Origin of the sequence: Pararobbsia silviterrae (assembly GCF_003628125.1) — a bacterium.
Taxonomy (GTDB): Bacteria; Pseudomonadota; Gammaproteobacteria; order Burkholderiales; family Burkholderiaceae; genus Pararobbsia; species Pararobbsia silviterrae.
Genome location: NZ_RBZU01000016.1, coordinates 51,592 through 77,037, shown reverse-complemented (window position 1 = coordinate 77,037; position 25,446 = coordinate 51,592). Strand labels below are relative to the sequence as shown.

Annotated in this window: 30 protein-coding genes and 1 pseudogene; 1 reads left to right on the top strand and 30 read right to left on the bottom strand. The window is 65.5% G+C overall.

Annotated features, from left to right (window positions below; translation table 11 throughout):
- Nucleotides 1-2: 2 nt before the first annotated feature.
- On the bottom strand, nt 3-623 hold the full coding sequence (gene petA / locus D7S86_RS25775) for a ubiquinol-cytochrome c reductase iron-sulfur subunit (protein ID WP_121090808.1): 621 nt from the start codon (nt 621-623) through the stop codon (nt 3-5).
- A 290-nt stretch (nt 624-913) separates the two neighbouring features.
- On the bottom strand, nt 914-1,660 hold the full coding sequence (locus tag D7S86_RS25770) for a Nif3-like dinuclear metal center hexameric protein (RefSeq protein WP_121090806.1): 747 nt from the start codon (nt 1,658-1,660) through the stop codon (nt 914-916).
- A 19-nt stretch (nt 1,661-1,679) separates the two neighbouring features.
- Here D7S86_RS25770 and D7S86_RS25765 point away from each other — a divergent pair, with 19 nt between their 5' ends.
- A complete protein-coding gene (locus D7S86_RS25765) occupies nt 1,680-2,945 on the top strand; it encodes a Do family serine endopeptidase (protein WP_121090805.1) in 1,266 nt (421 codons plus the stop codon).
- Nucleotides 2,946-3,086: 141 nt separating this feature from the next.
- Here the strand turns inward: D7S86_RS25765 and tatC are convergent, their stop codons facing one another.
- The 28 genes and pseudogenes from tatC to D7S86_RS25625 all read right to left on the bottom strand — a co-directional run bounded on the left by tatC (nt 3,087) and on the right by D7S86_RS25625 (nt 25,365).
- A complete protein-coding gene (gene tatC / locus D7S86_RS25760) occupies nt 3,087-3,884 on the bottom strand; it encodes a twin-arginine translocase subunit TatC (protein ID WP_121090803.1) in 798 nt (265 codons plus the stop codon).
- A 139-nt stretch (nt 3,885-4,023) separates the two neighbouring features.
- Complete coding sequence (gene tatB / locus D7S86_RS25755; RefSeq protein ID WP_121090802.1) at nt 4,024-4,545, bottom strand: Sec-independent protein translocase protein TatB; 522 nt, start codon at nt 4,543-4,545, stop codon at nt 4,024-4,026.
- A gap of 21 nt (nt 4,546-4,566) precedes the next feature.
- On the bottom strand, nt 4,567-4,803 hold the full coding sequence (gene tatA, locus D7S86_RS25750; RefSeq protein ID WP_121090800.1) for a Sec-independent protein translocase subunit TatA: 237 nt from the start codon (nt 4,801-4,803) through the stop codon (nt 4,567-4,569).
- A gap of 147 nt (nt 4,804-4,950) precedes the next feature.
- Entirely contained in the window at nt 4,951-5,313 is a 363-nt protein-coding gene (locus D7S86_RS25745; protein ID WP_121090798.1) for a histidine triad nucleotide-binding protein, read from the bottom strand.
- Between the two features lie 261 nt (nt 5,314-5,574).
- On the bottom strand, nt 5,575-5,910 hold the full coding sequence (locus D7S86_RS25740) for a phosphoribosyl-ATP diphosphatase (protein ID WP_121090796.1): 336 nt from the start codon (nt 5,908-5,910) through the stop codon (nt 5,575-5,577).
- Between the two features lie 17 nt (nt 5,911-5,927).
- A complete protein-coding gene (gene hisI / locus D7S86_RS25735; RefSeq protein WP_121090795.1) occupies nt 5,928-6,326 on the bottom strand; it encodes a phosphoribosyl-AMP cyclohydrolase in 399 nt (132 codons plus the stop codon).
- Nucleotides 6,327-6,328: 2 nt separating this feature from the next.
- A complete protein-coding gene (gene hisF, locus D7S86_RS25730; RefSeq protein ID WP_121090870.1) occupies nt 6,329-7,102 on the bottom strand; it encodes an imidazole glycerol phosphate synthase subunit HisF in 774 nt (257 codons plus the stop codon).
- A 210-nt stretch (nt 7,103-7,312) separates the two neighbouring features.
- A complete protein-coding gene (gene hisA / locus D7S86_RS25725; protein ID WP_121090793.1) occupies nt 7,313-8,062 on the bottom strand; it encodes a 1-(5-phosphoribosyl)-5-[(5-phosphoribosylamino)methylideneamino]imidazole-4-carboxamide isomerase in 750 nt (249 codons plus the stop codon).
- A gap of 212 nt (nt 8,063-8,274) precedes the next feature.
- Nucleotides 8,275-8,916 (bottom strand): imidazole glycerol phosphate synthase subunit HisH, encoded by a 642-nt coding sequence (gene hisH / locus D7S86_RS25720; protein WP_121090791.1) that lies wholly within the window; start codon nt 8,914-8,916, stop codon nt 8,275-8,277.
- On the bottom strand, nt 8,913-9,533 hold the full coding sequence (locus D7S86_RS25715; RefSeq protein ID WP_121090790.1) for a MarC family protein: 621 nt from the start codon (nt 9,531-9,533) through the stop codon (nt 8,913-8,915). Before D7S86_RS25715 ends, hisH begins: the two co-directional genes overlap by 4 nt.
- 114 nt (nt 9,534-9,647) lie before the next feature.
- Nucleotides 9,648-10,241, bottom strand: a complete 594-nt coding sequence (gene hisB / locus D7S86_RS25710) for an imidazoleglycerol-phosphate dehydratase HisB (RefSeq protein ID WP_121090788.1) — start codon at nt 10,239-10,241, stop codon at nt 9,648-9,650.
- Between the two features lie 39 nt (nt 10,242-10,280).
- Nucleotides 10,281-11,357, bottom strand: coding sequence for a histidinol-phosphate transaminase (hisC, locus tag D7S86_RS25705; RefSeq protein WP_121090787.1), 1,077 nt, complete (start codon nt 11,355-11,357; stop codon nt 10,281-10,283).
- A gap of 125 nt (nt 11,358-11,482) precedes the next feature.
- Nucleotides 11,483-12,796 (bottom strand): histidinol dehydrogenase, encoded by a 1,314-nt coding sequence (gene hisD / locus D7S86_RS25700; protein ID WP_121090785.1) that lies wholly within the window; start codon nt 12,794-12,796, stop codon nt 11,483-11,485.
- A 24-nt stretch (nt 12,797-12,820) separates the two neighbouring features.
- The gene (gene hisG, locus D7S86_RS25695) at nt 12,821-13,483 is read right to left on the bottom strand and encodes an ATP phosphoribosyltransferase (protein ID WP_121090783.1); all 663 of its coding nucleotides are present in this window, start codon (nt 13,481-13,483) and stop codon (nt 12,821-12,823) included.
- Nucleotides 13,484-13,641: 158 nt separating this feature from the next.
- A pseudogene (murA, locus tag D7S86_RS25690) lies at nt 13,642-14,934 on the bottom strand (UDP-N-acetylglucosamine 1-carboxyvinyltransferase); the annotation flags it as partial.
- 162 nt (nt 14,935-15,096) lie between these two features.
- On the bottom strand, nt 15,097-15,336 hold the full coding sequence (locus tag D7S86_RS25685; RefSeq protein ID WP_121090780.1) for a BolA family protein: 240 nt from the start codon (nt 15,334-15,336) through the stop codon (nt 15,097-15,099).
- An 11-nt stretch (nt 15,337-15,347) separates the two neighbouring features.
- Nucleotides 15,348-16,103, bottom strand: coding sequence for an ABC transporter permease (locus tag D7S86_RS25680; protein ID WP_121090779.1), 756 nt, complete (start codon nt 16,101-16,103; stop codon nt 15,348-15,350).
- Nucleotides 16,100-17,035: an ABC transporter ATP-binding protein gene (locus D7S86_RS25675; protein WP_121090778.1), complete on the bottom strand. Its 936-nt coding sequence runs from the start codon at nt 17,033-17,035 to the stop codon at nt 16,100-16,102. The genes D7S86_RS25680 and D7S86_RS25675 overlap by 4 nt, the downstream gene beginning before the upstream one ends.
- Before the next feature lie 171 nt (nt 17,036-17,206).
- The gene (locus tag D7S86_RS25670; RefSeq protein WP_121090777.1) at nt 17,207-17,485 is read right to left on the bottom strand and encodes an STAS domain-containing protein; all 279 of its coding nucleotides are present in this window, start codon (nt 17,483-17,485) and stop codon (nt 17,207-17,209) included.
- A gap of 14 nt (nt 17,486-17,499) precedes the next feature.
- Entirely contained in the window at nt 17,500-18,132 is a 633-nt protein-coding gene (locus D7S86_RS25665) for an MlaC/ttg2D family ABC transporter substrate-binding protein (protein WP_121090776.1), read from the bottom strand.
- Between the two features lie 255 nt (nt 18,133-18,387).
- Complete coding sequence (locus tag D7S86_RS25660) at nt 18,388-19,425, bottom strand: MlaA family lipoprotein (RefSeq protein WP_121090775.1); 1,038 nt, start codon at nt 19,423-19,425, stop codon at nt 18,388-18,390.
- Nucleotides 19,425-19,967, bottom strand: a complete 543-nt coding sequence (mlaD, locus tag D7S86_RS25655) for an outer membrane lipid asymmetry maintenance protein MlaD (protein ID WP_121090774.1) — start codon at nt 19,965-19,967, stop codon at nt 19,425-19,427. The genes D7S86_RS25660 and mlaD overlap by 1 nt, the downstream gene beginning before the upstream one ends.
- Nucleotides 19,968-20,037: 70 nt before the next feature.
- A complete protein-coding gene (gene mlaE, locus D7S86_RS25650; RefSeq protein WP_121090773.1) occupies nt 20,038-20,808 on the bottom strand; it encodes a lipid asymmetry maintenance ABC transporter permease subunit MlaE in 771 nt (256 codons plus the stop codon).
- Nucleotides 20,805-21,647: an ABC transporter ATP-binding protein gene (locus D7S86_RS25645; protein ID WP_121090772.1), complete on the bottom strand. Its 843-nt coding sequence runs from the start codon at nt 21,645-21,647 to the stop codon at nt 20,805-20,807. Before D7S86_RS25645 ends, mlaE begins: the two co-directional genes overlap by 4 nt.
- 155 nt (nt 21,648-21,802) lie before the next feature.
- Nucleotides 21,803-22,990: a thiamine phosphate synthase gene (gene thiE, locus D7S86_RS25640; protein ID WP_121090771.1), complete on the bottom strand. Its 1,188-nt coding sequence runs from the start codon at nt 22,988-22,990 to the stop codon at nt 21,803-21,805.
- 8 nt (nt 22,991-22,998) lie between these two features.
- The gene (locus D7S86_RS25635) at nt 22,999-23,805 is read right to left on the bottom strand and encodes a thiazole synthase (protein WP_420813305.1); all 807 of its coding nucleotides are present in this window, start codon (nt 23,803-23,805) and stop codon (nt 22,999-23,001) included.
- Between the two features lie 32 nt (nt 23,806-23,837).
- On the bottom strand, nt 23,838-24,035 hold the full coding sequence (thiS, locus tag D7S86_RS25630) for a sulfur carrier protein ThiS (RefSeq protein WP_121090770.1): 198 nt from the start codon (nt 24,033-24,035) through the stop codon (nt 23,838-23,840).
- A gap of 196 nt (nt 24,036-24,231) precedes the next feature.
- Nucleotides 24,232-25,365: an FAD-dependent oxidoreductase gene (locus D7S86_RS25625; protein WP_205962895.1), complete on the bottom strand. Its 1,134-nt coding sequence runs from the start codon at nt 25,363-25,365 to the stop codon at nt 24,232-24,234.
- Nucleotides 25,366-25,446 lie beyond the last annotated feature (81 nt).

Genomic DNA, 25,446 nt, shown 5'->3' with positions numbered 1-25,446 from the left:
GATTACGCCTCCCCACTTTCGTCTTTGCCGATCACGAGCGTCGTCGCGTTGACGAACATATAGCGCGGCACGTCGAGGTTCTGCGGCGCGGGCTTGTTCTTGAACACGCGGCCGGCGAGATCGAAGGTCGAACCGTGACACGGACAGAGCCAGCCGCCGGGCCAGTCGCTCGGCAGGTTCGGCTGGGGCCCGGGCGAGAAGCGCGGGCTCGGAGAGCAACCAAGATGGGTGCAGATGCCGACGAGAACGAGAATGTTCTTGTGATCGGCGCGTGACCGGTACTCATTGTTGCAGTACTCGGGCAAAGGCATCGAGAAGGGGTTCAGCGTGTGCGGATCAGCAAGCTCGGGGTCGGCCTTGACCACGTCCTCGAGCATCGCGTCGGTGCGGTTGACGATCCAGACGGGTTTGCCGCGCCACGGCACGACCATCATTTCGCCGGGCTTCAGATTGCTGATATCGGCCTCGACCGGCGCCCCCGCCGCCTTGGCCTTTTCGGATGGTGCCAACGAACCTACAAACGGAACCAGCGTCGCTACTCCACCTACTCCTCCTGCAACCGACGTCGCAATGAGCCAGGTACGGCGGCTATTGTCGACGCGACCATTCTCGTTATCTCGCATCACACGCCCCACTTCTAAGTTGGATTTTCCGGCACGTTAGATTATACCGACGGCCTTTTTGAGCATAAGACGGCGCTTATAAGGATTGACTAAATCCGATTTCACCCGCCGCTATTCGCAACATGCTTCAGAGGCAGTGCAACAAACCTTTGATCGATAAGTATTTTTCAGCAAGAGCAGAATAGTGCAGCTCAGTTCAATATATGCAATGCAGCATAAATTGCGAGAATGGGCGGCAATGGGGCGCGCTATGGATGCGCGCCCGCGGGAAAACCCGATGTCTGCGGATTTCAAACCGGATTGTCGATATCGATAAACAGGTGTTCGATATCGAATTGATCGGACAGATGCGCGCCGACCGCCTGCACGCCGTAGCGTTCGGTCGCGTGATGGCCGGCTGCGATATAGGCAACACCGGACTCGCGCGCGAGATGCGTCGTCGGCTCGGAAATCTCGCCGCTCAGGTAGACATCCGCGCCCGCCGCGATCGCGTCTTCGAAATAACCCTGCGCGGCCCCCGTGCACCAGGCGATCCGACGGATCGGCCGATCGTCGTCGCCGATCACGAGCGGCTCGCGGCCGAGCGTGTTGTTGACCTGTGCCGCCAGCCCCTCGAGCGTCACGGGCATCGGCAGCGTCGTCATCCAGCCCATCTCGTTGTCGCCGAAACGGCCATCGGGAATCCAGCCGAGCCGTTCGCCGAGCTGGACGTTATTGCCGAGCTCGGGATGCGAGTCGAGCGGCAGGTGGTAGGCGAACAGATTGATGTCGTTGACGAGCAGCGCGCGCAGGCGCCCGTGCTTCTGTCCGACGACGGGTGCGGCCTCGTTCTTCCAAAAATAGCCGTGATGGACGAACAGCGCGTCGGCGCCCCACTCGATCGCGGCTTCGACGAACGCGAGCGATGCGGTCACGCCCGTCGCGATCTTCTCGATGCGGCGGCGCCCTTGTACCTGAAGCCCGTTTGGGCAGTAATCCCGAAAGCGCGGCGTTTCAAGCAGGTTGTTCAGATACAATTCAAGGTCATTCCGATCCATATAAGCCCCTGATAACTTTATGCTTCGACGCTTCTGGCTGCTCTTTGCGCAGGCAGTAACGGTGCTGTTGGCGCTGATCTTCATCGTCGCCACTTTGAAGCCCGAGTGGTTACAACACCAGGGTCGCTTCGGCCGCCAGCTTTCGGCGCCGATCGTCGCGCTGCAGGAAGTCGCTCCGGGGCTTACGGGCCACGTCGCGAGTTCCGCCTCGTCGTATGCCGACGGCGCCCAGAAGGCGATGCCCGCCGTCGTCAATGTCTTCTCGAGCAAGGGCAACGGGTCGGCAGCCAAGGATCCGCGCCTCAACGACCCGCTGTTCCGCTACTTCTTCGGCGAGCGCGGCTCGCCCGCCAAACCGGCGCCGCATGCGACGTCGAACCTAGGCTCGGGCGTCATTGTCAGCGCAGACGGTTACATTCTAACGAACCAGCATGTCGTCGACGGCGCCGACGAGATCGAGGTCGCGCTCGCCGACGGCCGCAAGACCGACGCGAAGATCATCGGCTCCGATCCGGAAACCGACCTCGCGGTGCTCAAGATCAACCTGCCGAATCTGCCGATCATCACGCTCGGACGCATGGATTCGACGCGTGTCGGCGATGTCGTGCTCGCGATCGGCAATCCGTTCGGCGTCGGCCAGACGGTCACGATGGGGATCATCTCGGCGCTCGGGCGCAATCACCTCGGCATCAACACGTTCGAGAACTTCATCCAGACCGACGCGGCGATCAATCCGGGCAATTCGGGCGGCGCGCTCGTGGACGTGAACGGCAATCTGCTCGGCATCAACACGGCCATCTACTCGCGCAGCGGGGGCTCGCTCGGGATCGGCTTCGCGATTCCCGTGACGACGGCGCGGACCGTGCTCGAAAGCATCATCGAAACCGGCACGGTCACGCGCGGCTGGATCGGCGTCGAGCCGCAGGACGTTACGCCCGACATCACGGAGTCGTTCGGGCTCACGCAGAAAACCGGTGCGATTGTCGCCGGCGTGCTTCAGGGCGGCCCTGCCGACAAGGCCGGCATCAAGCCGGGCGACATTCTGATCGGCGTCAACGATCAGACGATCGAAGACACGACGAAACTGCTCAATGTGATCGCGCAAATCAAGCCGGGCACGACCGCGCTCGTTCATCTGATTCGCAAGAACAAGCCGCTCGACGTCGATCTCGTCGTCGGCAAACGTCCGCCGCCGCCGAAACGCGCGGCCGCGGACGGCGGGGACAACGGCGGCGACGGCAACGGTGACGATAACGGCGACGACGGCAGCTCGGGGGCTCAGTAGCGCTTGCTAGAGGGGCGTTCGGGATGGAGAGGAGAGCCCGCCGGGAAGGCATGCCCGCCCTGCGCTTGCCGCCCGAACCGATTCGATCGCCGAGTCGGGCGCGAAGCGCCCGTCTCGACAATCGATCCGGCTCGGCGTCCGTCAGTCCGACGTCGCGCTGTCGCCGCTTTCGATACGCGGCTTGTCCTTGCCGACGATAAGCCGCGCGGCGACGATGCCGGCTTCATAGAGCAGGATCAACGGTACGGCCAGAATCAGTTGCGAGAACACGTCGGGCGGCGTCACGACGGCCGACACGACGAACGCGCCGACCACGACGTACGGGCGAATCTGCTTGAGCTTCGCGAGCGTGACGACGCCCATGCGCACGAGCAGCACGACGACGATCGGCACCTCGAACGTCACGCCGAAGCACAGGAACATCGTCAGCGTAAAGCTCAGATAGTTATCGATATCGGTCGACATTTCCGCGCCGAGCGGCGCGTTGTAGTGCGCCATCACGCGAAAGATCGTCGGAAACACGACGAAATAAGCAAATGCCATCCCGCACAAAAACAGGATGTAGCTGCTGCTCACGAGCGGCACGACAAGCTTCTTCTCATGCTGATAGAGGCCCGGCGCGATAAAGGCCCAGATCTGATAAAGCACGACGGGCAGCGCAATCACGAGCGCGACCATCATCGTGACCTTCATCGGCACGAAAAACGAGCCCGTGACGTCGGTCACGATCATCTTGCCGTCCTTGGGCAGATTGTCGAGCAGCGGCCGCGCCAGCAGGTGGAAGATATTGGGCGCCCAGTAGACAAGCCCGATGAACACGACGATCACGGCAATGCCGGCGCGGATGATGCGATCGCGCAGTTCGATCAGATGCGAAATGAACGACTCTTCGCCGGGTTGTCCGCTGTCCTCGGTTCGGTTCGGTTCGGGTGAGCTCACGCGGGCCCTTCAGGATGGTGTGATCGGTCGGATGGAAGTCCCGCGCGCGACATGCGATCCTCGGCGCGCCGGGGCGCGGGCGATCGGCTCGATGGAGCGCGGGGCGGCGGGTCGAAGGTCGGAGCGCGCGGGTCGGGTCTCAGAGGAAGCGGATCGGCCGTCGCAAGCTCGGCGGGGTATGCCGCGCAACGCGTGCGGCGCCCGACTGGACGCGCGTGCGCGTCGCGCTCACGCGCTTGTACCAGTTCGGCATGGCGGTCTGCTTGACGCGCCAGTTCTTGCGCTTGGGCGCAGGCGCACCCGCGCCGTAGCGCGACACCACGGGCGTGCCCGTGATATTGACGTCGGCGCCGATCTCGTTCGACGCGACGCTTTCGCCCTGGCTCCACGCATCGGTGATCGACGCCTGCTGCTCGCGCGCGGCATCGTGGACCGTATTTTCGACGTTGCGCGCCGCGTCCTCGAAGCCCGTCTTCATCTTGCGAAGCTCGTCGAGCTCCATCTCGCGCGTGACTTCCGCCTTGACGTCGTTGATGTAGCGCTGCGCGCGGCCGAGCATGGTGCCGGCGAGACGCGCGACGCGCGGCAACCGTTCAGGGCCGATCACGACTAGCGCGACCACCCCGATCAGAGCCATCTTTGAGAGACCGAGATCGAGCATCGATACGTGCCGAAGCGTGGATTAGCGGAAGTCCTGAGCCTTGGCGCGTTCCTTCGCCTCGACGTCGATCGTCGTTTCGCGCGGCAATTCCTTGTGCTCGCCGGCGGGCGCTGCCGTCTCGGCCTCGCGCATGCCTTCCTTGAATCCCTTGACGGCGCCGCCGAGGTCGGTGCCGATATTGCGCAGCTTCTTCGTGCCGAACACCAGGGCCACGATCAACAACACGATCAACCAATGCCAAATGCTAAGCGAACCCATCATCTATCTCCATTGCACATCACTGCGCGCGCCGAGCGGCGCGTCGCGTTCATGGTCCATGGCCAATATTCGACGGCAAAGCGTCTTTTTACCGGTCGCCAATGTCCCACGCGTGTCACGGGCAAGTCCCCGCTGTCACATACCTGCCTACCCCATCCGCGACCACGGACGCGGGCCCGCGAGAAGATGCGCGTGCAGATGGTAGACCTCTTGTCCGCCGCCGGGCCCCGTGTTGATCACGGTCCGGAACCCCGTGTCGCCATCCGTATAGGCGACGCCGAGCTGTTCGGCGAGTTTCGAGACAAGCACGACCATTCTACCAAGCAGCGGCGCATCGTCCGGCGTAACTTCCGAGAGCGTCGCGATATGCTTGCGCGGAATCACGAGCACGTGGATCGGCGCGGCCGGACGAATATCGTGAAACGCGACGAATTCGGGGTCTTCGTGGATCTTCTTGCTTGGAATTTCGCCTGACGCGATTTTGCAGAACAGGCAATTGTCATGGCTCATAGTGTTCGATCACCGTCGTCCCAACAGGTTGATTGTCTCGCCTCGACCGGCCCGCGAACCTCACGCCGCCCGCACCGCTCGTCAGCACCCGCCATGGCGCGCATCCGGCCCCGCCTGTCCAGGCGGGGCATCGGGCCTATGCATCGGGCCTATGCATCAGGCCCATGCATCGCGCCCATCCGTCCGACAGGCGCATCACGGCGGCCGATCCGCGCGCGGCTCCAGTGTAGTGCACGCCGCGCATCATGACCGCGCGCACGCCTAGCCGGGCCGCCGCGCCTTTTCCTCGAGCCCCGAGAGCCCCTCGCGACGCTCAAGCTCGGCGATCACGTCCGCGGGACCCAGTCCGAAGTGCGCCAGCAGCACCATGCTGTGGAACCAGAGGTCCGCAACCTCGCCGACGAGCTTCGCGGGCTCGCCGCCATGGCGCGCATCCTTCGCGGCCATGACCGTTTCGGTCGCTTCTTCGCCGATCTTCTTCAGAATCGCGTCATCGCCCTTATGAAACAGGCGCGCCACGTACGACGAATCGGGATCGCCGCCCTTGCGGCTTTCGAGCACCGCCGCGAGCTTGCTCAACGTATCAGGGGTTGTCATGCGTCGATCGTCTTCGTTTATTTGTAAATCGCGTCCGGGTCCTTGAGCACGGGCTCGACGGTCACCCACTCGCCCGCCTCGGCCGTCCCCTCGAACTTCTGGAAGAAACACGCGTGACGGCCCGTATGACACGCAATGCCCGAGACCTGCTCGACCTTGAGCAGGACGACATCCTCGTCGCAATCGAGCCGGATCTCGTGCACGTGCTGGACGTGGCCCGACTCCTCGCCCTTGAACCAGAGCTTGTTGCGCGAGCGCGAGAAATAGACCGCGCGTCGATGTTCGACGGTAAGCCGCAAAGCCTCGCGATTCATCCACGCGAACATCAGCACGTCGTTGCTGCCCGCTTCCTGCGCGATCACGGGTACGAGCCCGTTCGCGTCCCACCGGACCTTGTCCAGCCAATCGGTCGTCATGATCAAAGCCTCACTGCGATGCCGCGGTCGGCCATGAAGTGCTTGGCCGCTTGAATCGTGTGTTCGCCATAGTGGAAGATGCTCGCGGCGAGTACCGCGTCAGCGTGGCCTTCGGTCACGCCGTCGGCGAGGTGCGCGAGCGTGCCGACACCGCCCGATGCGATCACGGGGACCGGCACGGCATCCGAGACGGCGCGTGTGAGTCCGAGATCGAAGCCCGACTTCGTGCCGTCGCGATCCATGCTCGTGAGCAGGATTTCACCCGCGCCGAGCGCCGCGACCTTGCGCGCCCATTCGATCGCGTCGAGTCCGGTCGTCTTGCGCCCGCCATGCGTGAACACTTCCCAGCGCGGCGGCTCGCCGTCAGCGGACACGCGCTTTGCGTCGATCGCGACGACGATGCATTGCGAACCGTATTTGTCCGCCGAGTCCGCGACGAGCTGCGGATTCGCGACCGCGGACGAATTCATGCTGATCTTGTCGGCACCCGCATTGAGCAGACGGCGAATGTCCTCGACGACGCGCACGCCGCCACCGACCGTCAACGGAATGAAGACCTGCGAAGCGACGGCTTCGATGATCGGCAGAATGAGGTCGCGACCGTCGGACGTCGCCGTGATGTCGAGAAAGGTCAGTTCGTCGGCGCCTTCGCCGTCGTAGCGGCGCGCAATTTCGACCGGGTCGCCCGCGTCGCGGAGTTCGACGAAGTTGACGCCTTTGACGACGCGACCGGCGGTCACGTCGAGACACGGGATGATGCGTTTCGGGAGAGCCATGATGTTCGTGAAGATCGCGCGTCGATCGCGCGAAGAGTCGCTCATTGTGCACGGATGCGCGTCGTTGAATCGAACGCCGCACCGGAACCGGCCGGGGTGCACGGTCCCGCGCACGCATCCGTATGACGCGCGCGCGGATCAGGGAACCGCTCGGCGCCGGACCGGCCGCGTGACGCCGGACAGCCTGTCACGCGCGCCGACATGCCGCGATCAGACGCCCGTTTCGCGCAACGCGTCGGCGCGCGACTGCGCGGCGGCGAAATCGAGTTCGCCCGCATAGATCGCGCGGCCGCAAATGACACCCTCGACGCCGTGATCCTCGACTTCGCAGAGCAGATCGATATCGGCGAGCTTCGAGAGTCCGCCCGATGCGATCACGGGAATCTTGACCGATTGTGCAAGACGCACGGTCGCGTCGATATTGATGCCCTGAAGCATGCCGTCGCGGCCGATATCCGTATAGATGATCGACTCGCAGCCGTAGTCCTCGAACTTCTGCGCGAGATCGATGACTTCGTGGCCCGTCAGCTTGCTCCACCCGTCCGTGGCGACCTTGCCGTCCTTCGCGTCGAGACCGACGATGATGTGACCGCCGAACGCCGAGCACGCGTCCTGCAGAAAGCCGGGATTCTTGACGGCGGCCGTGCCGATGATCACGTACGAGAGGCCGTCGTCGAGATAGCGCTCGATCGTGTTCAGATCGCGGATCCCGCCGCCGAGCTGCACGGGGATATCGGCGCCGACCTCTTCGATAATCGCGCGAATCGCGGCTTCATTCTTCGGCTTGCCGGCGAACGCGCCGTTGAGGTCCACGAGGTGCAGGCGACGCGCGCCCTGATTCACCCAGTGCCGCGCCATGGCCGCGGGGTTTTCCGAGAAAACCGTCGCCTGATCCATATCGCCTTGCTTGAGGCGAACGCATTGACCGTCTTTCAGATCGATGGCCGGAATAAGCAGCATAGCAATCGTGTTGTGTATGAGAAAAAAAGCGGTCCGGGCCGCACAGGGCCCTGTGGGCCGGGTTTCACGCTAGTGTAGTACAAGTCCCGCGCCGCGCACGACCTGGCCGGATGGGGGAAACCCAGTCCGTGCGCCTGCGGCGGGCTGATGCGGCGCGCCAAGCGATCGAATCGATCGGTCGTCGGCGCGCGCGGCCGCGACGCCGAGCCGGCCTACGGCCGCCACTCGACAAAGTTGCGATACAGGTGCAGCCCTGCGTCGGCGCTTTTCTCGGGGTGAAACTGGGTCGCGAAAATGTTATCGCGCGCGACGGCCGACGTAAACGCGTCTCCGTAGACCGTCTCGCCCGCCGTGTGCGTCGGGTCCGACGGCGTCACGAAATAGCTGTGGACGAAATAGAAGAAGCTCTGGTCCGCGATGCCGCGCCAGACCGGATGCGCAGCCGTCTGCCGCACACGGTTCCAGCCCATCTGCGGAATCTTGAAACGCGACCCGTCGTCCTGCAAGCGCCCGTCGAGCGCGAAACGCGTGACCGAGCCGTGAATAAGCCCGAGCCCCGGCGTGTCGCCTTCGGCGCTCCAGTCGAGCAGCATCTGCTCGCCGACACAGACGCCGAGCAGCGGCTTTTCGCGCGACGCTTCGAGCACCGCCTCGAGCAGGCCCGACTCGCGCAGCGAGCGCATGCAATCGGGCATCGCGCCCTGTCCGGGCAGCACGACGCGCTCGGCCGCGCGGATGCGTTCGGGCTCGGTCACCACGGCGACCTCGGCCTCGGGCGCCGCCTTGCGCAGCGCCTGGGCGACCGATCGAAGGTTGCCCGAACCGTAGTCGACAATCGCAATCGAATTTTTCATCTCAAAACTGGAAACAGGGACTTGAGTCCATTAGCCATAAATTCGACGGCCAGCGCCGCCAGGATCAGACCCATGATGCGGGTCGCGATATTGATGCCCGTCTGCCCGACAACGTTCGCGATCGGCTCGGCCGCGCGCAGCGCGACGTAACAGATCGCGCCGAGCCCGGCGCCGACCGCGATCAGCGGCAGTCGGTCGTACCAGTGCACGGCTTGCCCCGCATAGACGATCACGGTGCTGATCGTACCCGGCCCCGTGAGCAGCGGAATCGCGAGCGGGACCACGGCGACGTTGTCCTTGAGCTCGGCGTCGGTCCGCTCCTGCGGCGTGGCCTGCTGCGGCGGCGTGCGCGCCGCGAGCATGTTGATCGCCATCATCAGCATGATGATGCCGCCGCCAACCTGCAGCGAGCCGATCGAGATGCCGAAGAACGCGATCGTGCGCTCGCCGATCGTCGCCGCGAACCCGATCACGAAGGCGACCGCGATCGATGCGATCCGGACCGTGCGCTGCGTTTGCACGCGCGTCTGCGACGCCGTCAGACTCAAAAAGATCGGAATCGCGCCAAGCGGATTGATCAGCGCAACCAGCGATATGAACGACTTGAGTAGGTCCATCGGATCGTCCGGATCGGCATCAACGTGGTCGGGACCTTCGCCGCCGGTTCAGGCCGCGTTCGCGGCCCCGCCACCGGCGGCGCGGCGGATCGACGCACGCGAGCCCATCATGCGTCAGCCGATGAGGTTACCTTTTGTCGACGGGACTTGCCCAGCGGCACGCTCGTCGAACTCGACGGCCATACGCAGCGCGCGTCCGAACGCCTTGAACGCGGTCTCGACCTGATGATGCGCATTGATGCCGCGCAGATTGTCGATATGCAACGTCGCCGCCGCGTGATTCACGAAGCCGCGGAAAAACTCGATCGTCAGATCGACGTCGAACGTGCCGATCCGCGCGCGCGTAAACGGAATATGGAATTCGAGGCCCGGCCGTCCCGACAGATCGATGACCACGCGCGTGAGCGCCTCGTCGAGCGGCACGTACGAATGACCGTAGCGGCGCACGCCTTTCTTGTCGCCGAGCGCCTTCGCGACGGCTTGTCCGAGCGTGATGCCGACGTCCTCGACCGTATGGTGATCGTCGATATGGACGTCACCGTGCGCTTCTACTTCGAGATCGACCATGCCGTGGCGTGCGATCTGATCGAGCATGTGGTCGAGAAACGGCACGCCGCTCGCAAGCTTCTGCTGGCCGGTGCCGTCGAGATTGATCTTCACACGGATCTGCGTTTCGCTGGTGTTGCGAACGACTTCCGCTATGCGCATGGGTATGTCCTGAATCGGGTTTGAACAGTGGGCGTTGGCCTAGGCCTTGAGTGCAGCGGCCATCGCGGCCAGCATCTGCGCATTCTCGTCAGGGGTACCGACCGTGAGTCGCAGGCAATTCGAGAGTTGCGCGTGCATTTTACTCACGTTTTTGACGAGCACCCCTCGCCCAAGCAAGGTTTCGAACGCGTGCGAGGCGTCGGGCACGCGCACGAGCACGAAGTTCGCCGCACTCGGAAACACGCGCACGTCCGGGATCGATGCGAGCGCGTCGACGAGCGCCTCGCGCGCGTCGCGCAACGTCGCGGCCTGCGCGTCGAGCACGTCGAGGTGATCGAGCATGAAATCGGCCGTGGCCTGCGTGAGCACGTTGACGTTGTACGGCGGCCGGACCTTGTCGAGTTCGGCGACCCAATCGGGCGGCCCCGCGAGATAACCGAGGCGAATCCCCGCGAGCCCGAGCTTCGAGACGGTCCGCATGACGACGAGATTGTCGAATTCGCCGACGCGCGACATCCAGCTCCGTTGCGCGAACGGCTGATACGCCTCGTCGATCACGACGAGCGCGCCACGCGCGGCGCGAAGCACGCGCTCGATCTGCGCATCGTCGAACAGATTGCCCGTCGGATTGTTCGGGTACGGCAGATAGACGAGCGCGGGACGATGCGTGTCGATCGCCGCGCAGATCGCGTCGGCATCGAGGCTGAAGTCGTCCCTCAGCGGCACGCCGACGAAGTCGAGATGCGCGAGCCGCGCCGAGATCTCGTACATGACGAAGCTCGGCACGGGCGCGAGCGCCACCGCGCCGGGCTTCGAGAGCGCGACCGACACGATCGAAATGAGTTCGTCGGAACCGTTGCCGAGCAGGACGTCGGCGTGCGCGGGCACGCCCATGCGGGCGCGCAGCTTGTCGAGCACGGCGGCCGGGCGCGGCGCCGGATACCGGTTCAGCGCGACGCCGGCGAGCCGTTCGCCGAGCTCGGCCGCGAGCGCGGCGGGCAGCGGGAACGGGTTCTCCATCGCGTCGAGCTTGATCAGGCCCGTCGCGTCGGCAACCGCATAGCGTTGCATCGCAAGGACGTCAGGGCGAACGATCGTGTGCAGCGTGGCATTCATATCGGTGTCCGGCAGTACGGGCAACGCGCCCGCCTTCGTACGGGGGCCGCCCGAGCGTCCGGCGAACGCCCGGGGATCGCCCCCGGGGTTCACCTGGGGACCACCCGGCGCGTCCCCCGACCCAGCTATTTCATGCGCATTTCGGCGCTGCGCGCATGGGCCTGCAGCCCTTCGCCATAAGCGAGTTCGGCCGCGATCTCGCCAAGGGTCTGCGCGCCTTCCTGGCTGATCTCGATCATGCTCGAACGCTTGATGAAGTCGTACACGCCGAGCGGCGACGAAAACCGCGCGGTCCGCGAGGTCGGCAGCACGTGGTTCGGTCCCGCGCAATAGTCGCCGAGACTTTCGCTGCTGAAGCGGCCGAGGAACATCGCGCCCGCATGGCGGATCTGCTGCGCCCAGGTCTGTGCGTCGAGCGCCGACACTTCGAGGTGCTCGGGCGCGATGTCGTTGGCGATCGCGCAGGCCTCGGCCATGTCGCGCACCTTGACGAACGCGCCGCGGCCTTCGAGCGACTTCGCGATGACGTCGCGTCGCGGCATCTCGGGCAGCAGCTCCTCGATCGCGGCCTGCACGCGCACGAGGAAGTCCGCATCGGGGCACAGCAGGATCGATTGCGCGAGTTCGTCGTGCTCGGCTTGCGAGAACAGATCCATCGCGACCCAACGCGGATCGGTCGTGCCGTCGCAGACGACGAGAATTTCCGAGGGCCCCGCGATCATGTCGATGCCGACGACGCCGAACACCCGGCGCTTGGCCGCCGCGACATACGCGTTGCCGGGACCGACGATCTTGTCGACGGCGGGCACGGTCTGCGTGCCGTACGCGAGTGCGCCGACCGCTTGCGCGCCGCCGATCGTGAAGACGCGGTCGACGCCGCCGATGAGCGCGGCCGCGAGCACGAGATCGTTCGCGACGCCGTCGGGCGTCGGCACGACCATGATGATCTCCTTGACGCCCGCGACCGTCGCCGGAATCGCGTTCATGAGCACCGACGACGGATACGCGGCCTTGCCGCCGGGCACGTACAGGCCGACGCGGTCGAGCGGCGTGACCTTCTGGCCGAGCACCGTGCCGTCGGCCTCGGTGTATTGCCAGCTATGCGTGCCGCATTCGAGCTTCTGCTTCTCGTGATACGCGCGCACGCGCGCCGCCGCGCATTCGAGCGCCGCGCGCCGCTTCGGCTGCAGTCCCTCGAGCGCCGCCTCGAGCCGCGCGCGCGGCAGTTCGAGCGTCGCGACGTCGGTCGCATCGACGCGGTCGAACCGTTTCGTGTAGTCGAGCACGGCCGCATCGCCGCGCGCCTTGACGTCGGCGAGAATCCGCGTAACCGCGCTTTCGATCGCCTCGTCTTCGCTCGCCTCGAATGCAAGCACCGCGTGCAACGCCTCCTTGAACCGGGCTTGCGTGGAATCGAGCTGGCGAATCTTGATCGACATCTGTTGGGTTCCTTTCCGATCTCGTCAGGCCGCCGTCGCGGGCGACACGGCGCGCTCGAACGCGTCGAGAATCGGCTTGAGCGCCGCGCGCTTGAGCTTGAGCGCGGCCTGATTGACGACGAGCCGCGAACTGATCTCCATGATCTGCTCGACTTCGACGAGATTGTTCGCGCGCAGCGTGCCGCCCGAACTCACGAGGTCGACGATCGCATCGGCGAGTCCGACGAGCGGCGCGAGCTCCATCGAGCCGTACAGCTTGATCAGATCGACGTGCACGCCCTTCGACGCGAAATGCTCGCGCGCCACCTGCGTGTACTTCGTCGCGACGCGCAGGCGCGCGCCCTGCCGCACGGCGTTCGCGTAGTCGAAACCGCCCGGCACCGCGACCGACATCCGGCAACGCGCGATATCGAGATCGAGCGGCTGGTAGAGCCCGCCGCCGCCGTGCTCGATGAGCACGTCCTTGCCCGCCACGCCGAAATCGGCTGCGCCGTATTCGACGTACGTCGGCACGTCGGTCGCGCGCACGATGATCACGCGCAGGTTCGGGTTCGTCGTCGGCAGGATCAGCTTGCGCGAAGTCTCGGGATTCTCGGTGACCTCGATGCCCGCCGCCGCGAGCAGCGGCAGCGTTTCCTCGAAGATGCGGCCCTTCGACAGCGCGAGGGTCAAAGGCGTCGTCGTCATTGCACGCGCCCCGCCGGTGCGTCGCCCGCGCGATTCGCCGGCGCCGAGATGTCGGCGGCGTGCGCGTCGATCGCATGCGTCGCGTTCGAGTCGTGGATGCCGTTCACGCCGTTGACGTGCGGCGCGTCGTCGTCGGCTTCGTCGACAAGCGTAGCGGGCGCGCCGCGACCGTCGATCCGGCGTACGTCGGCGCCCACGCCGCAGAGCTTCGCTTCCATGCGGTCGTACCCGCGGTCCAGGTGATAGATCCGGTCGACATGCGTTTCGCCCGACGCGACGAGGCCCGCGATCACGAGGCTCGCCGACGCGCGCAGATCGGTCGCCATGACGTTCGCGCCCGACAGACGCTCGACGCCGGTCACGAGCGCCGTATGACCGTCGATCGTGATGTTCGCGCCGAGACGGTTGAGTTCCTGGACGTGCATGAAGCGATTTTCGAAAATCGTCTCGACGACGCGCGACGCGCCGTCCGCGACGCTGTTCAGCGCCATGAACTGCGCCTGCATATCGGTCGGGAACGCCGGATATTCGGAGGTCCGGAAGCTCACGGCCGTCGGACGGCGATCCATGCGCACGCGGATCCAGTCGTCGCCGCCCGAAAGCTCGGCGCCCGATTCGCGCAGCTTGTCGAGCACGGCGTCGAGCAGGCCCGCGCGCACGCTGCGCAGCGTCACGTCGCCGCCCGCGGCCGCGACGGCGCACAGGAAGGTGCCCGCTTCGATGCGGTCGGGAATCACACGATGGCTCGCGCCATGCAGGCGCTCGACACCCTGGATCACGAGACGGCCCGTGCCGATGCCGTCGATCTTCGCGCCCATGCTCACGAGCAGATTCGCGAGATCCGTGACCTCGGGTTCGCAGGCGGCGTTCTCGAGCACCGTCTCGCCCTCGGCGAGCGTGGCGGCCATCAGCAGATTTTCCGTGCCGGTGACCGTGATCATGTCGGTCAGGATCGAATTGCCCTTCAGGCGTCGCGCGCGGGCCTCGATGAAGCCATGCTCGATCGAGATCTCGGCGCCCATCGCCTGCAAGCCCTTGATGTGCTGGTCGACGGGCCGCGCGCCGATCGCGCAGCCGCCCGGCAGCGAGACCTTCGCATAGCCGAAGCGCGCGAGCAGCGGACCGAGCACGAGGATCGACGCGCGCATCGTCTTGACGAGTTCATACGGCGCGACCGGATTGTCGACATGACGTCCGTCAAGGCTCACTTCGTGGCCCGATGCGCTCGCGTGCACGCCCATCTGACGCAGCAGCTTGAGCGTCGTGCGCACGTCCTGCAGATTCGGCACGTTCGACAGCGATACGGTGTCCGCCGTCAGAAGGCTGGCGCAAAGAATCGGCAACGCCGCGTTCTTCGCGCCGGATACGGTGATTTCGCCGGAAAGCCGGCGGCCGCCCTGAATCACAAGTTTGTCCATGATTTCCTTCGTGGACGAGTTGTTCTGAGAGATGCCGGCTGTTTGTGCGCCGCCGGCCCTGCCGCTTGATTCTTCGATTCGCAAAACGATTCCCAATGTACTGCGAGTGACTGCGTATCCCGATTGCGCGTGTGGTTCGCATGCGGCCCCGTCATCGCGAGACCGCTTCTTGTCGATTCGATCGCGGGTGCGCGCTCAGGCGGCGCGCCACTCCGCGGGTGTCAGCGTCTTCATGCTCAATGCGTGGATCTCGGCCTTCATGCGATCGCCGAGCGCGGCATAGACAAGCTGGTGCCGCTGGATCGGCCGCTTGCCCGTGAAGGCTTCGCTGACGATCGTCGCAAAGAAATGCTGGCCGTCGCCCTCGACCGCGAGGTGCTCGCAGGCGAGCCCCGCGGCGATGTATTGCTTGACGTCTTCGGGAGTCGGCAACATGAATCTTCCTTTCAATAGCGAAGCTTGTAGCCGCGCTTGAGCAAGGCCACGGCGAGCGCGGCCACGATAACCAGAAAACCGCCGACGACGAGCACGCTGAGCCACGGATCGACGTCGCCGACGCCGAAAAAGCCGTAGCGGAATCCGTCGATCATGTAGAAGAACGGGTTCAGCTGCGAAATCGCGCGCCAGACCGGCGGCAGCGAGTGCGTCGAGTAAAAGACGCCCGATAAGAAGGTCAGCGGCATAATCAGGAAATTCTGAAATGTCGCGAGCTGATCGAATTTCTGAGCCCAGATCCCGGCGATCAGGCCGAGCGTGCCGAGAATGGCCGCGCCGAGCGCGCCGAACACGATGATGAAAAACGGCGACGCGAACGTGATCGGCACGAACCAGATCGTCACGATGAATACGCCGAAGCCGACCGCGAGTCCGCGCACGATCGCGGCGAGCACGTAGGCCGAGAACATCTCCCAGTGCGAGAGCGGCGTCAGCAGCACGAACACGAGATTGCCCGTGACCTTCGACTGGATCAGCGACGACGACGAGTTCGCGAACGCGTTCTGCAACACGCTCATCATCACGAGCCCCGGGATCAGGAAGCTCGTATAGAGCACGCCCGGATAGACGGCGACGTGGTTTTGCAGCGCGTGCCCGAAGATCGTCAGGTAAAGCAGCGCGGTCACGATCGGCGCCGCGACGGTCTGAAACGCGACCTTCCAGAAACGCAGGACTTCCTTGTAGAACAGCGTGCGGAATCCGCTCATGCGAGCCCCTCCACGAGCGCGGGCTCGCGCATGACCTGCACGAACACGTCCTCGAGATCGGCCTTGCTGATCTCGATCTCGTCGAACGTGCATCCGGCCGCGCGGCATTGCGCGAGGATCGGTTCGACGTCCTCGTAGCTGCCGAGCCGCAGCACGTGATCGCGCTCGCTCGCGTTCGGGCGTCGGCCGCCCTCGGACTCGAGCACGCGCAGCTCGGCCGGCAGCACGCCCGTGGCGAGCCGCAGCGACAGCTGCATGACCGAGAACCGCTTGAGCAGATCGGCCGTGCGGTCGAGCGCGACGATTTCGCCCCGGCGCAGCATCGCGATGCGCGTGCAGAGCTGTTCGGCTTCTTCGAGATAGTGCGTCGTCAGCACGATCGTATGGCCTTCGCGATTGAGCCTCGAAATGAACTTCCAGAGACCCTGGCGAAGCTCGACGTCGACGCCCGCGGTCGGCTCGTCGAGCACGATGACGGGCGGCTTGTGCACGAGCGCCTGAGCGACGAGCACGCGCCGCTTCATGCCGCCCGAGAGTGCCCGGGTGTTGACGTCGGCTTTTTCGGTCAGGTCGAGATTCGCCATGATCTCGTCGATCCAGTCGTCGTTGCGGCGCAGGCCGTAGTAGCCCGACTGGATGCGCAGCGTTTCGCGCACCGTGAAGAACGGATCGAAGACGAGTTCCTGCGGCACGACGCCCAGCGCGCGGCGCGCGGCCTGGAAGTCGGTGACGACGTCATGCCCTTCGACGAGGATATGGCCCTCGTCGGCGCGCGCGAGGCCTGCGAGGATGCTGATCAGCGTGGTCTTGCCGGCGCCGTTCGGGCCGAGCAGGCCGAAGAACTCACCGGGTTCCACGCTCAAATTGACGCCCTTGAGCGCTTGAAGCGCCTGATAGCGCTTCTTGACGTTGCGTATTTCGATCGCTGACATGACGGCTCGCCCGGTCCAAGCAGACCGCGACAGGAGGGCAAAACGCGAGATCGCGCCCTGCCTCAATGCTCAAAAACGCTTGATTATAGGCGAAGTCGGCACACCGCCCCGCGTGCGCCTCAATCCCGTCTCGACTCAGGGCTTGAGCACGCGCTCGCGCGGGCGAAACGATCAGACCGCGGACACGATCAGGGGCGTGACGCCGTAGGCCTCGGCGAGGCTCGCCAGTCCGGCCGGCAAGCCGGCGACCGCGAGATCGGCGCCGCGCTCCTGCGCGGCGCGGCGCCACGCGAGCAGGACCGCGAGCGCCGACGAGTCGAAGTGTTCGAGCGGCGCGCAGTCGACCTGCGTCGCCCCGGCCGCGATGCGCGAGAGCCCCGCGTCGAGCACCGCTTTCGCGGTCTCGAACGTCAGTCTCGCGCCGGTTTCAAATTGCGTGTGAGCACCCATGCGACAGCACGCGATTACGACTGGCCGCGCGCGGGCGACGCGTTGAAGTGCGTGAGGAAATCGAGCAGGCCGTCGATCCCGCTTTGCGTGATCTTCTCGTTGAACTGCGACTGATACGCCTGGATCAGCCACGCGCCGAGCACGTTGATGTCATAGACTTTCCAGCCGTTCGCCGTCTTCTCGAGCCGGTAATCGAGCTCGATCGTCTGACCCTGGTTCAGGACCTGCGTGCGCACGACGGCATCCGTATCGGACGCGCCGCGCAACGGCTGGAACGTGACCTGCTGGTCGTGGATCTGCGCGATCGCGCCCGAATACGTGCGGATCAGCAGCTTCTTGAACTGTTCGACGATCTGCGTCTGCTGCTCGGGCGTCGCCTTGTTCCAGTTGCGGCCCATCACGAGGCGCGTCGTGCGCTCGATATCCGTGTACGGGAGGATCGTTTCGTTGACGAGCTGCGTGATGTGATCGAGATTGCCGCCTTGAACAGCCTTGTCGCTCTTGACCGCCGCCATGACTTCGGCCGTCAGGCCCTTGACGAGCCCCTCGGGCGTGCTCGCATCGATCGTCTGCGTCGCCTGCGCGCGCGCGAGGCCGCACGCCAACATGAGCACCACGAACATCGACATCCAGAAAGGCTTCTTCATCGCTGAGTTCCCTACCATTTGAGTCACCATTCGAGCGAGCGTAACGCATTCAGTTCACGGCGCAGACGTTGCGATCCGTGCGAATCCGTATCCTCGCGTTACTTCATTACACCCAACCACGCGGTTCGCGTCGTTTGACGCACGCGCGCGCCGAGACATTTCGAATCGTTTCAAGCGCGCCGGCGACAGGCCACGACCGACCGCAGCGCCATCCCGCATGCTTGCACGGTCACGCGCAACCCGGTCGGCTCGACGTCACTTGACCCGGAGCGCGGGCGCGATCGACGGCATCATCATCTGCGATCCCGGCATCGACGGTTCGACCGGCTCGCTTGCCCCGACAGGCGCCGACGCGACCGCATCGCTCGACGACGCGGTCGCCGCGCCACCGTCCGACGAGGCGCCCGGACTCGCGTCCGATGCGGGCGCCGCGGGTGCGGGCGTCGGGTGCGACGATCCCGGCGCGGGCGTCGTCGGAGCCGGCGACGACGCCGGACTCGCGGGCGCCGCCTTGCCCGGCGACGTCGGCGCAGCGCCCGCCGCGGGCGCTGCCGCACCGCTATCGGTCGCGCCCTCGTCATCGTAATTCGGCAGCGGCGCCGACGTACCGTTACCCGCGTGCAGCAAATACGCGCGGCGCTGCTGATACGCGTCACGCACGAACGAATACTTGTCGAGCGCCGCGTTCGAGAGCAGATCGCTGGCGCCGAGCAGGTTCGCCCGCGTATTCACGAGACGCACGACGAAGATGTAGTTGCGCAGGCTCACCGGACTGATGAACGACGTCGGATCGAGCTCGAAATCGACGATCGTGCCGACGCCGTCGCGCAGATCGCTCGGGCCGAGCAGCGGGATCACGAGATACGGGCCCGCCGGCACGCCGTAGCGCCCCATCGTCAGACCGAAATCCTGTTGATGCTTGGGCAGATTCATCAACGTCGCGACGTCGAACAACCCGCCGAGCCCCCAGAACGTATTGACCGTCACGCGCATGACGTCCGATACGAAATCGGTGATCTTGAGCTGCAGCAATTCGTTGAACGCCGTGTACGCGTCGCCGACGTTCGCGAACACATTGGTCACGCCCGTGCGGATCGGCTGCGGCACCGCCCATTGGTAACCCTGCGCGACCGGCTTGAACGTGTACTTGTCGAGCGTGTCGTTGAACGTGAAGATTGCACGATTCATGCCTTCGAGCGGATCGCTCGGCGACGGCGTGCGCGTCGTCGCGCACGCCGCGAGCGCGAGGCTCAGAGCCAGCGCGCCGAGGCGCGGAAGGTGCCGAACATTCATTACTTCACCCCTTGAGCGTCCGCCGGTGCGCCCGACGTGGCGGGCGCCGGCGTTGCGGCCGGACCGGCGGGCGCCGCCTTCGTGCCCGCGTCGGCCGCTTTGTTATAGAGAAACTGCCCGATCAGGTTCTCGAGCACGATCGCTGATTGCGTCATTGTGATCGTATCGCCCGATTTCAGCATGTCGGTGTCGCCGCCCGGTTCGAGGCCGATGTATTGCTCGCCGAGCAGGCCCGAGGTCAGGATCTTGGCCGACGAATCCTTCGGGAATTGGTATTGCTTGTCGATCGACAGCGTGACGACCGCCTGATACGCCTTGTCGTCGAACCCGATGCTCTTGACGCGCCCGACGACCACGCCCGAACTCTTGACCGCCGCACGCGGCTTGAGTCCGCCGATATTGTCGAAATTGAGCTTGACGTCGTAGGTCGGCTGGAACGACAGCGCACTCAGGTTCGCCGCCTTGAGCGCGAGAAACAGCAACGCGGCGAATCCCACGATCACGAATACGCCAACCCAGAAGTCCAGTGCGTTTTTCTTCATGCGTTCTCTCTGCTTTCGATTCTTGGGACGTTCGTAGGTCGACGTGGGAGGGCCGGAATGGACGAAGGGGCTAGTTCGCGAACATCAGCGCGGTCAGCAGGAAATCGAGTCCGAGCACGGACAGCGACGCATAGACGACCGTGCGCGTCGTCGCACGCGAGACGCCTTCGGGGGTCGGCTTCGCCTCAAAACCCTGGAACAGCGCGATAAACGTCACGGCGAGCCCGAACACGACGCTCTTGAGCACGCCGTTGCCGACATCGCTCCAGACGTCGATGCCGCCCTGCATTTGCGACCAGAACGCGCCCGGATCGACACCGATCATGACGACGCCGACGACATACCCGCCGAGGATGCCGACCGCGCTGAAGATCGCGGCCAGCGCGGGCATCGCGATCGCGCCGGCCCAGAAGCGCGGCGCGAGTACGACGGACATCGGATCGACCGCCATCATTTCCATCGCGGTCAGCTGTTCGCCGGCCTTCATGAGGCCGATCTCCGCGGTCAGCGACGTCCCCGCGCGCCCCGCGAACAGCAGGCCCGTGACGACGGGCCCGAGTTCGCGCACGAGCGACAGCGCGACGAGCAGGCCCAAGGCCTGTTCCGAGCCGTAGCGGTTCAGCGTGTAGTAGCCCTGCAGACCGAGCACGAAGCCGACGAACAGGCCCGACACGCCGATGATCAGCAATGAATAATTGCCGAGAAAATGGATCTGCTTCATCACGAGGCGCGGACGCCGCACCATCGCGAACCCAAGCAGCACGAGACGCACGAACATGCGCGCGCCGTAGCCGGTGCGCGCAATCGCGTCGATGAAGCCCCGCCCGATCGCTTCAATCACGCGCGCGTCTCCGTCGAAGCCGGGACCGACGCCGAGGCAGCGGACGCGAAGCCGAAGTCGTGATCGAGTCCGGCGTTCGCGTAGTGGAACTTGAACGGACCGTCGGGCGCGGCGTCGATGAATTGACGCACGATCGGGTCGTCCGACGCGCGCAGCATGTCGGGCGTGCCTTCCGCGTGCACGCCGCCGTTCGCGATGAAATAGACGTAGTCGGCGATGCCGAACGACTCGGGCACGTCGTGCGTGACGAGAATCGACGTCGCGCCGAGCGCGCGGTTCAGCGTGCGAATCAGATTCGCCGTGATGCCGAGCGAGATCGGATCGAGCCCCGCAAACGGTTCGTCGTACATGATCAGCGCCGGATCGAGCGCGATCGCGCGCGCCAGCGCGACACGACGCGCCATGCCGCCCGAGATCTCGGACGGCGTCAGCGCACGCGCGCCACGCAGGCCAACCGCATTGAGCTTCATGAGCACGAGGTCGCGAACGATGTCATCGGGCAAGTCGGTGTGCTCCCGCAGCGGGAACGCCACATTGTCGAACACCGACATGTCGGTAAAAAGCGCGCCGAACTGGAACAGCATCCCCATCCGGCGCCGCGCCGCATAGAGCCCGGCTTCGTCGAGCGCGCCGATGTTCTGTCCCTCGAAGAGGACCTGGCCGCGCCGTGCGCGAATCAGTCCGCCGATCAACCTCAGAATCGTCGTCTTCCCGCAGCCCGACCCGCCCATGACCGCGACGACCTGCCCGCGTCCGAAACGCATGTCGACCGACGACAGGACGGACGTTTCGCCATAGCCGAACTCGACTTGCTTCAATTCGAGAATGGGATCGGGCATTGGATTTGGCACAGTAGGGGTTTTCTGACTGGACGGCGCATTATAGGGGTTAAGCCGGACACCTGCCGCGGCAGGCGATCCGAGAGCTTAACAAAGACTTTCTTTTCTTTCTATTTGAAAGGTTGGCGAGCACCGATCGGATTGGCGCGCGACGCTCAATCCGAGACACCGAAATGCGCTTGCAGCGCATCGACGGCCGCCGTGAGATCCGGGGCCTCCGTCACGGCCCGTACGACCGCGGCGCTGCCGACGCCGGTCGCGAGCACGGCGTCGATGACCGATAGATCGATCCCGCCGATCGCGACGAGCGGCACGTGTCCCGACAGTAACCCCGCGTAATGCGCGAGCCGCACGAGCCCCTGCGGCGCCGTCGGCATTTGCTTGGTCGTGGTCGGGAAAACGGCGCCCATCGCGATATAGCTCGGGCGAAAGCGCAGCGCGACGAGCATCTCGTACGGACCGTGCGTCGACAGGCCGAGACGCAGACCCGCGGCCGCGATCGCATCGAGATCGGCGGTCTGGAGGTCTTCCTGACCCAGGTGCACGCCGTAGGCGCCCGCGTCGATCGCGCGTTGCCAGTGATCGTTGATGAACAGACGCGCATCGCACGCGCGCGCCGCCCGCACCGCGCGCGCGATCTCGGCGTCGAGCCAACGGCCGTCGGTCGATTTGGTGCGCAGCTGGATCGTGCGGACGCCGCGCTCGAGCAGGCGCTCGATCCACTCGGCCGTCGGCACGACGGGATAGAGACCCAGCGCGTCGGGGCACGTCGGGAATGGGCGGCCCGGCGCGGGCAGCCCTTCGATCGCCGGGTACGTGGCGAGATCGACAGGCCATCCGGGCGCGATCGCTCGGGCTGCGGCATGGTCCGCGGGCTGGTTCGCGCGCGGGTCCGCGGTTGGGTCCGCGGTTGGGTCCGTGATTGGGCCCGTCGCGTGCGCGTCGGGGCGCCAGGCGAGCGCCAGCGTCAACGCGTCGTGCAAGGCGAAATCGCATGCGCAAAAGGCGGCAAGCGCGGCGAGCCAGTCATCGGAACGCTCGCCCGACCACGCATAGACCTCGGACGCCGTGCGCAGCTCGACGCGCGCGGGCGCCGCCTCGATGATCGCGGCTCCCGCCTCAAGCCACGCGCGCCGCTCATCGGGATGCGCGCTCGCATCGATCAGCACGCGGACGTCCGTCGGGCTCGGTCGAGTCGGCGCCGACAGGCAAAAGCGCAGCTTCCGTGCGGGCGCCGGCCAGTTCGAACCCAGCGACGCGCGGATGTCGTCGGCCGCTTCGAGCAATTCGTCGGCCGGCGGCCAGAAGGCCTCGGAATCGACGCGCTCGGGGGTATGGAGCATGTTCGATGTCATGCGAGATGCCCCGCTTCGTGATGCCAGAACGGCATGCCGACCGTCGGCGTGCTCGCCTGCGCGCTCTCGCGCTCGGCCATCGGTCCCGCGAGATACGCGGCGCGGCCGGCCTCGACGGCCTGGGCGAACGCGTGCGCCATCCGCGCCGGCGACGCCGCTTGCGAGACGGCCGTATTGAGCAGGACGCCGTCGAATCCCCACTCCATGACCTGGCATGCGTGGGACGGTACGCCGAGTCCCGCGTCGACGATCAGCGGGACGTCCGGCAGACGGTCGCGCAGCACGCGCAAGCCGTACGGATTGACGATGCCCTTGCCCGTGCCGATCGGCGCGCCCCACGGCATCAACGCCTGGCAGCCCGCGTCGAGCAGACGGCGTCCGACGACGAGATCCTCGGTGCAATACGGCAGCACCTTGAACCCCGCGCGCACGAGCTGGCTCGCCGCGTCGACGAGGCCGATCGGATCGGGCTGCAGCGTATAGTCGTCGCCGATCAGTTCGAGCTTGATCCAGTCGGTCTCGAAGACCTCGCGCGCCATCTCGGCCGTGGTCAGCACCTCCTGGACCGAGTGACACCCGGCCGTGTTCGGCAGCAACGGCACGGCGTACTGCTTGAGCATCTCGAAGAATCCGACGGTGCCGTCGGCATCGGCCGCCATCTGACGCCGCAATGCGACCGTGACCATGCCGGGACCGCAGACTTCGATCGATTCGCCGAGCGTCGCGAGCGACGGATAGCGCGCGGTGCCGAGCAGCACACGGCTCGCGAAACGCTCGCCGTAGAGCACCAAAGTGTCTTCCATATTGTCCTTCATGCTTGAGAGGTTCACGCGGATCAACCGCCTGTCACGGGACGCACGACATCGACGCGATCGCCGGCGTTGAGCACATGCGCGGCATGCCGCGCGCGCGCGACGAATGCGCCATTGACCGCGACCGCGAACGGCGGCTGCGCGCCGAACGCCGCGAGCGCGTCAGCGACGGTCGCTTGCTCGGGCACCGTCAGCGCCTGTTGATTGATCTGAATATCCATCCGTCTTCCATCGAGTGCGATGCGGCGATCGAGGTCGCATCGGTGTTCATCTGCGCGTGTACGGATCCGCTTATGCGCGCCCCTTATGCGATTCCTCTTGTGCGCACCCTGTGTGCGTAAGCGCCTGTGTACATTGGCTCGCGCGCGACCGCGCACGCATGCGCGATCCGGCCCGCGGCGATCTCGTCACGCGGGTTCATGCTGTCTGACCCTGCGGCGCATCGCTCGCGAACAGACTCGGCCATCGCGTGCCGGCCGCCCAGTATTCGAATGCGTCGGCGTCCGCGCACGCCCCGGATGCCTGCGCGAGCGCGCAGTCGACCGCGAGCCGCGAGACTTCGGGCGCCAGCATGAATCCATGACGATAGAGCCCGTTGACCCGCATGACCCGGTCGCCGACCCGGCGGATCCGAGGACGATGGTCGGGCAGCGTGGGGCGGCATTGCGTCGAAAGTTCGAGGATACGCGCCTCGCCGAAGCCCGGATGAATCGAAAACGCTGCGCTCAGCAGTTCGAGCGACGAGCGCACGCTGATCGGCGACATGTCTTCGCCTTCGATTTCCGTCGCGCCGATCACATACCGGTCGTGTTCCTTCGGCGCGATATAGAGCGGATAGCGCGGATGCAGCAGGCGCACGGGCCGCCGCAGTCCGACGCCCGGCGCGTGCACGCGGGCAACCTCGCCCCGGATGCCGCGCAGTCCGTTCCATGCGGGTTTCGCGCCGAGTCCGCGACAATCGATTCGATACCGCGCGGGCAACGCCTCGATCCGCGCATCGTCGAGTTCCGTATGCCAATGCGTCTCGACGCCGCGCGCGACGAGGCCTTCCGCGAGCGCTTCGAGCACCTGGCGATTGTCGAGTTGTCCCTCGTCGGGCAGCAGAAATCCCTGTTGAAACCGGCCGCCGAGCACCGGCTCGGCCTCGTCGAGCGCGGCGCCCGAGAGCGCAACGAGACCGCCCTGGAGCAGCGACGCCGGCGCGTTGACGCGCAGCCGGCTCGTGAACATCGTCGACTCCGCGCGATCGCTCGGATGCCAGACGACGAGCGTGCCGTTGCGCTGAAAGAACACGGGGCGAGGCAATTGGGCCAGCAAGGCGGGCCATGCGTCGAGCGACGCCGCGCCGAGTTCGGTGATCAGCAATTCGGCCGAGGCGGCCTCGGCGAGCGGCGCGAGCATCGCCGCGGCGACCCAGGCGGCCGACTCGCGGCCCTGTGCGTCGCCGCGCTCGTAGAGCGCGACGCGCGCGCCGGCGCCCGCGAGACGCCACGCGATCAGGCGGCCGATCAGGCCGCCGCCGATCACGGCGAAATCGGATTCAGAAGACATACGGTGTGCTGCGGGCGCGTCCATCGCAAGATTCCCAATCGAACGGGGCATTAACGGTCTGGACGAGACAAGGGACGCCAT

Coding starts and splice junctions, on each gene's coding strand:
- petA (WP_121090808.1), bottom strand. CDS start 623: ATGCGAGATAACGAGAATGGTCGCGTCGACAATAGCCGCCGTACCTGG.
- D7S86_RS25770 (WP_121090806.1), bottom strand. CDS start 1,660: ATGGATCGGAATGACCTTGAATTGTATCTGAACAACCTGCTTGAAACG.
- D7S86_RS25765 (WP_121090805.1), top strand. CDS start 1,680: ATGCTTCGACGCTTCTGGCTGCTCTTTGCGCAGGCAGTAACGGTGCTG.
- tatB (WP_121090802.1), bottom strand. CDS start 4,545: ATGCTCGATCTCGGTCTCTCAAAGATGGCTCTGATCGGGGTGGTCGCG.
- tatA (WP_121090800.1), bottom strand. CDS start 4,803: ATGGGTTCGCTTAGCATTTGGCATTGGTTGATCGTGTTGTTGATCGTG.
- D7S86_RS25745 (WP_121090798.1), bottom strand. CDS start 5,313: ATGAGCCATGACAATTGCCTGTTCTGCAAAATCGCGTCAGGCGAAATT.
- D7S86_RS25740 (WP_121090796.1), bottom strand. CDS start 5,910: ATGACAACCCCTGATACGTTGAGCAAGCTCGCGGCGGTGCTCGAAAGC.
- hisI (WP_121090795.1), bottom strand. CDS start 6,326: ATGACGACCGATTGGCTGGACAAGGTCCGGTGGGACGCGAACGGGCTC.
- hisF (WP_121090870.1), bottom strand. CDS start 7,102: ATGGCTCTCCCGAAACGCATCATCCCGTGTCTCGACGTGACCGCCGGT.
- hisA (WP_121090793.1), bottom strand. CDS start 8,062: ATGCTGCTTATTCCGGCCATCGATCTGAAAGACGGTCAATGCGTTCGC.
- hisH (WP_121090791.1), bottom strand. CDS start 8,916: ATGAAAAATTCGATTGCGATTGTCGACTACGGTTCGGGCAACCTTCGA.
- D7S86_RS25715 (WP_121090790.1), bottom strand. CDS start 9,533: ATGGACCTACTCAAGTCGTTCATATCGCTGGTTGCGCTGATCAATCCG.
- hisB (WP_121090788.1), bottom strand. CDS start 10,241: ATGCGCATAGCGGAAGTCGTTCGCAACACCAGCGAAACGCAGATCCGT.
- hisC (WP_121090787.1), bottom strand. CDS start 11,357: ATGAATGCCACGCTGCACACGATCGTTCGCCCTGACGTCCTTGCGATG.
- hisD (WP_121090785.1), bottom strand. CDS start 12,796: ATGTCGATCAAGATTCGCCAGCTCGATTCCACGCAAGCCCGGTTCAAG.
- hisG (WP_121090783.1), bottom strand. CDS start 13,483: ATGACGACGACGCCTTTGACCCTCGCGCTGTCGAAGGGCCGCATCTTC.
- D7S86_RS25685 (WP_121090780.1), bottom strand. CDS start 15,336: ATGTTGCCGACTCCCGAAGACGTCAAGCAATACATCGCCGCGGGGCTC.
- D7S86_RS25680 (WP_121090779.1), bottom strand. CDS start 16,103: ATGAGCGGATTCCGCACGCTGTTCTACAAGGAAGTCCTGCGTTTCTGG.
- D7S86_RS25675 (WP_121090778.1), bottom strand. CDS start 17,035: ATGTCAGCGATCGAAATACGCAACGTCAAGAAGCGCTATCAGGCGCTT.
- D7S86_RS25670 (WP_121090777.1), bottom strand. CDS start 17,485: ATGGGTGCTCACACGCAATTTGAAACCGGCGCGAGACTGACGTTCGAG.
- D7S86_RS25665 (WP_121090776.1), bottom strand. CDS start 18,132: ATGAAGAAGCCTTTCTGGATGTCGATGTTCGTGGTGCTCATGTTGGCG.
- D7S86_RS25660 (WP_121090775.1), bottom strand. CDS start 19,425: ATGAATGTTCGGCACCTTCCGCGCCTCGGCGCGCTGGCTCTGAGCCTC.
- mlaD (WP_121090774.1), bottom strand. CDS start 19,967: ATGAAGAAAAACGCACTGGACTTCTGGGTTGGCGTATTCGTGATCGTG.
- D7S86_RS25645 (WP_121090772.1), bottom strand. CDS start 21,647: ATGCCCGATCCCATTCTCGAATTGAAGCAAGTCGAGTTCGGCTATGGC.
- thiE (WP_121090771.1), bottom strand. CDS start 22,990: ATGCTCCATACCCCCGAGCGCGTCGATTCCGAGGCCTTCTGGCCGCCG.
- D7S86_RS25635 (WP_420813305.1), bottom strand. CDS start 23,805: ATGGAAGACACTTTGGTGCTCTACGGCGAGCGTTTCGCGAGCCGTGTG.
- thiS (WP_121090770.1), bottom strand. CDS start 24,035: ATGGATATTCAGATCAATCAACAGGCGCTGACGGTGCCCGAGCAAGCG.
- D7S86_RS25625 (WP_205962895.1), bottom strand. CDS start 25,365: ATGTCTTCTGAATCCGATTTCGCCGTGATCGGCGGCGGCCTGATCGGC.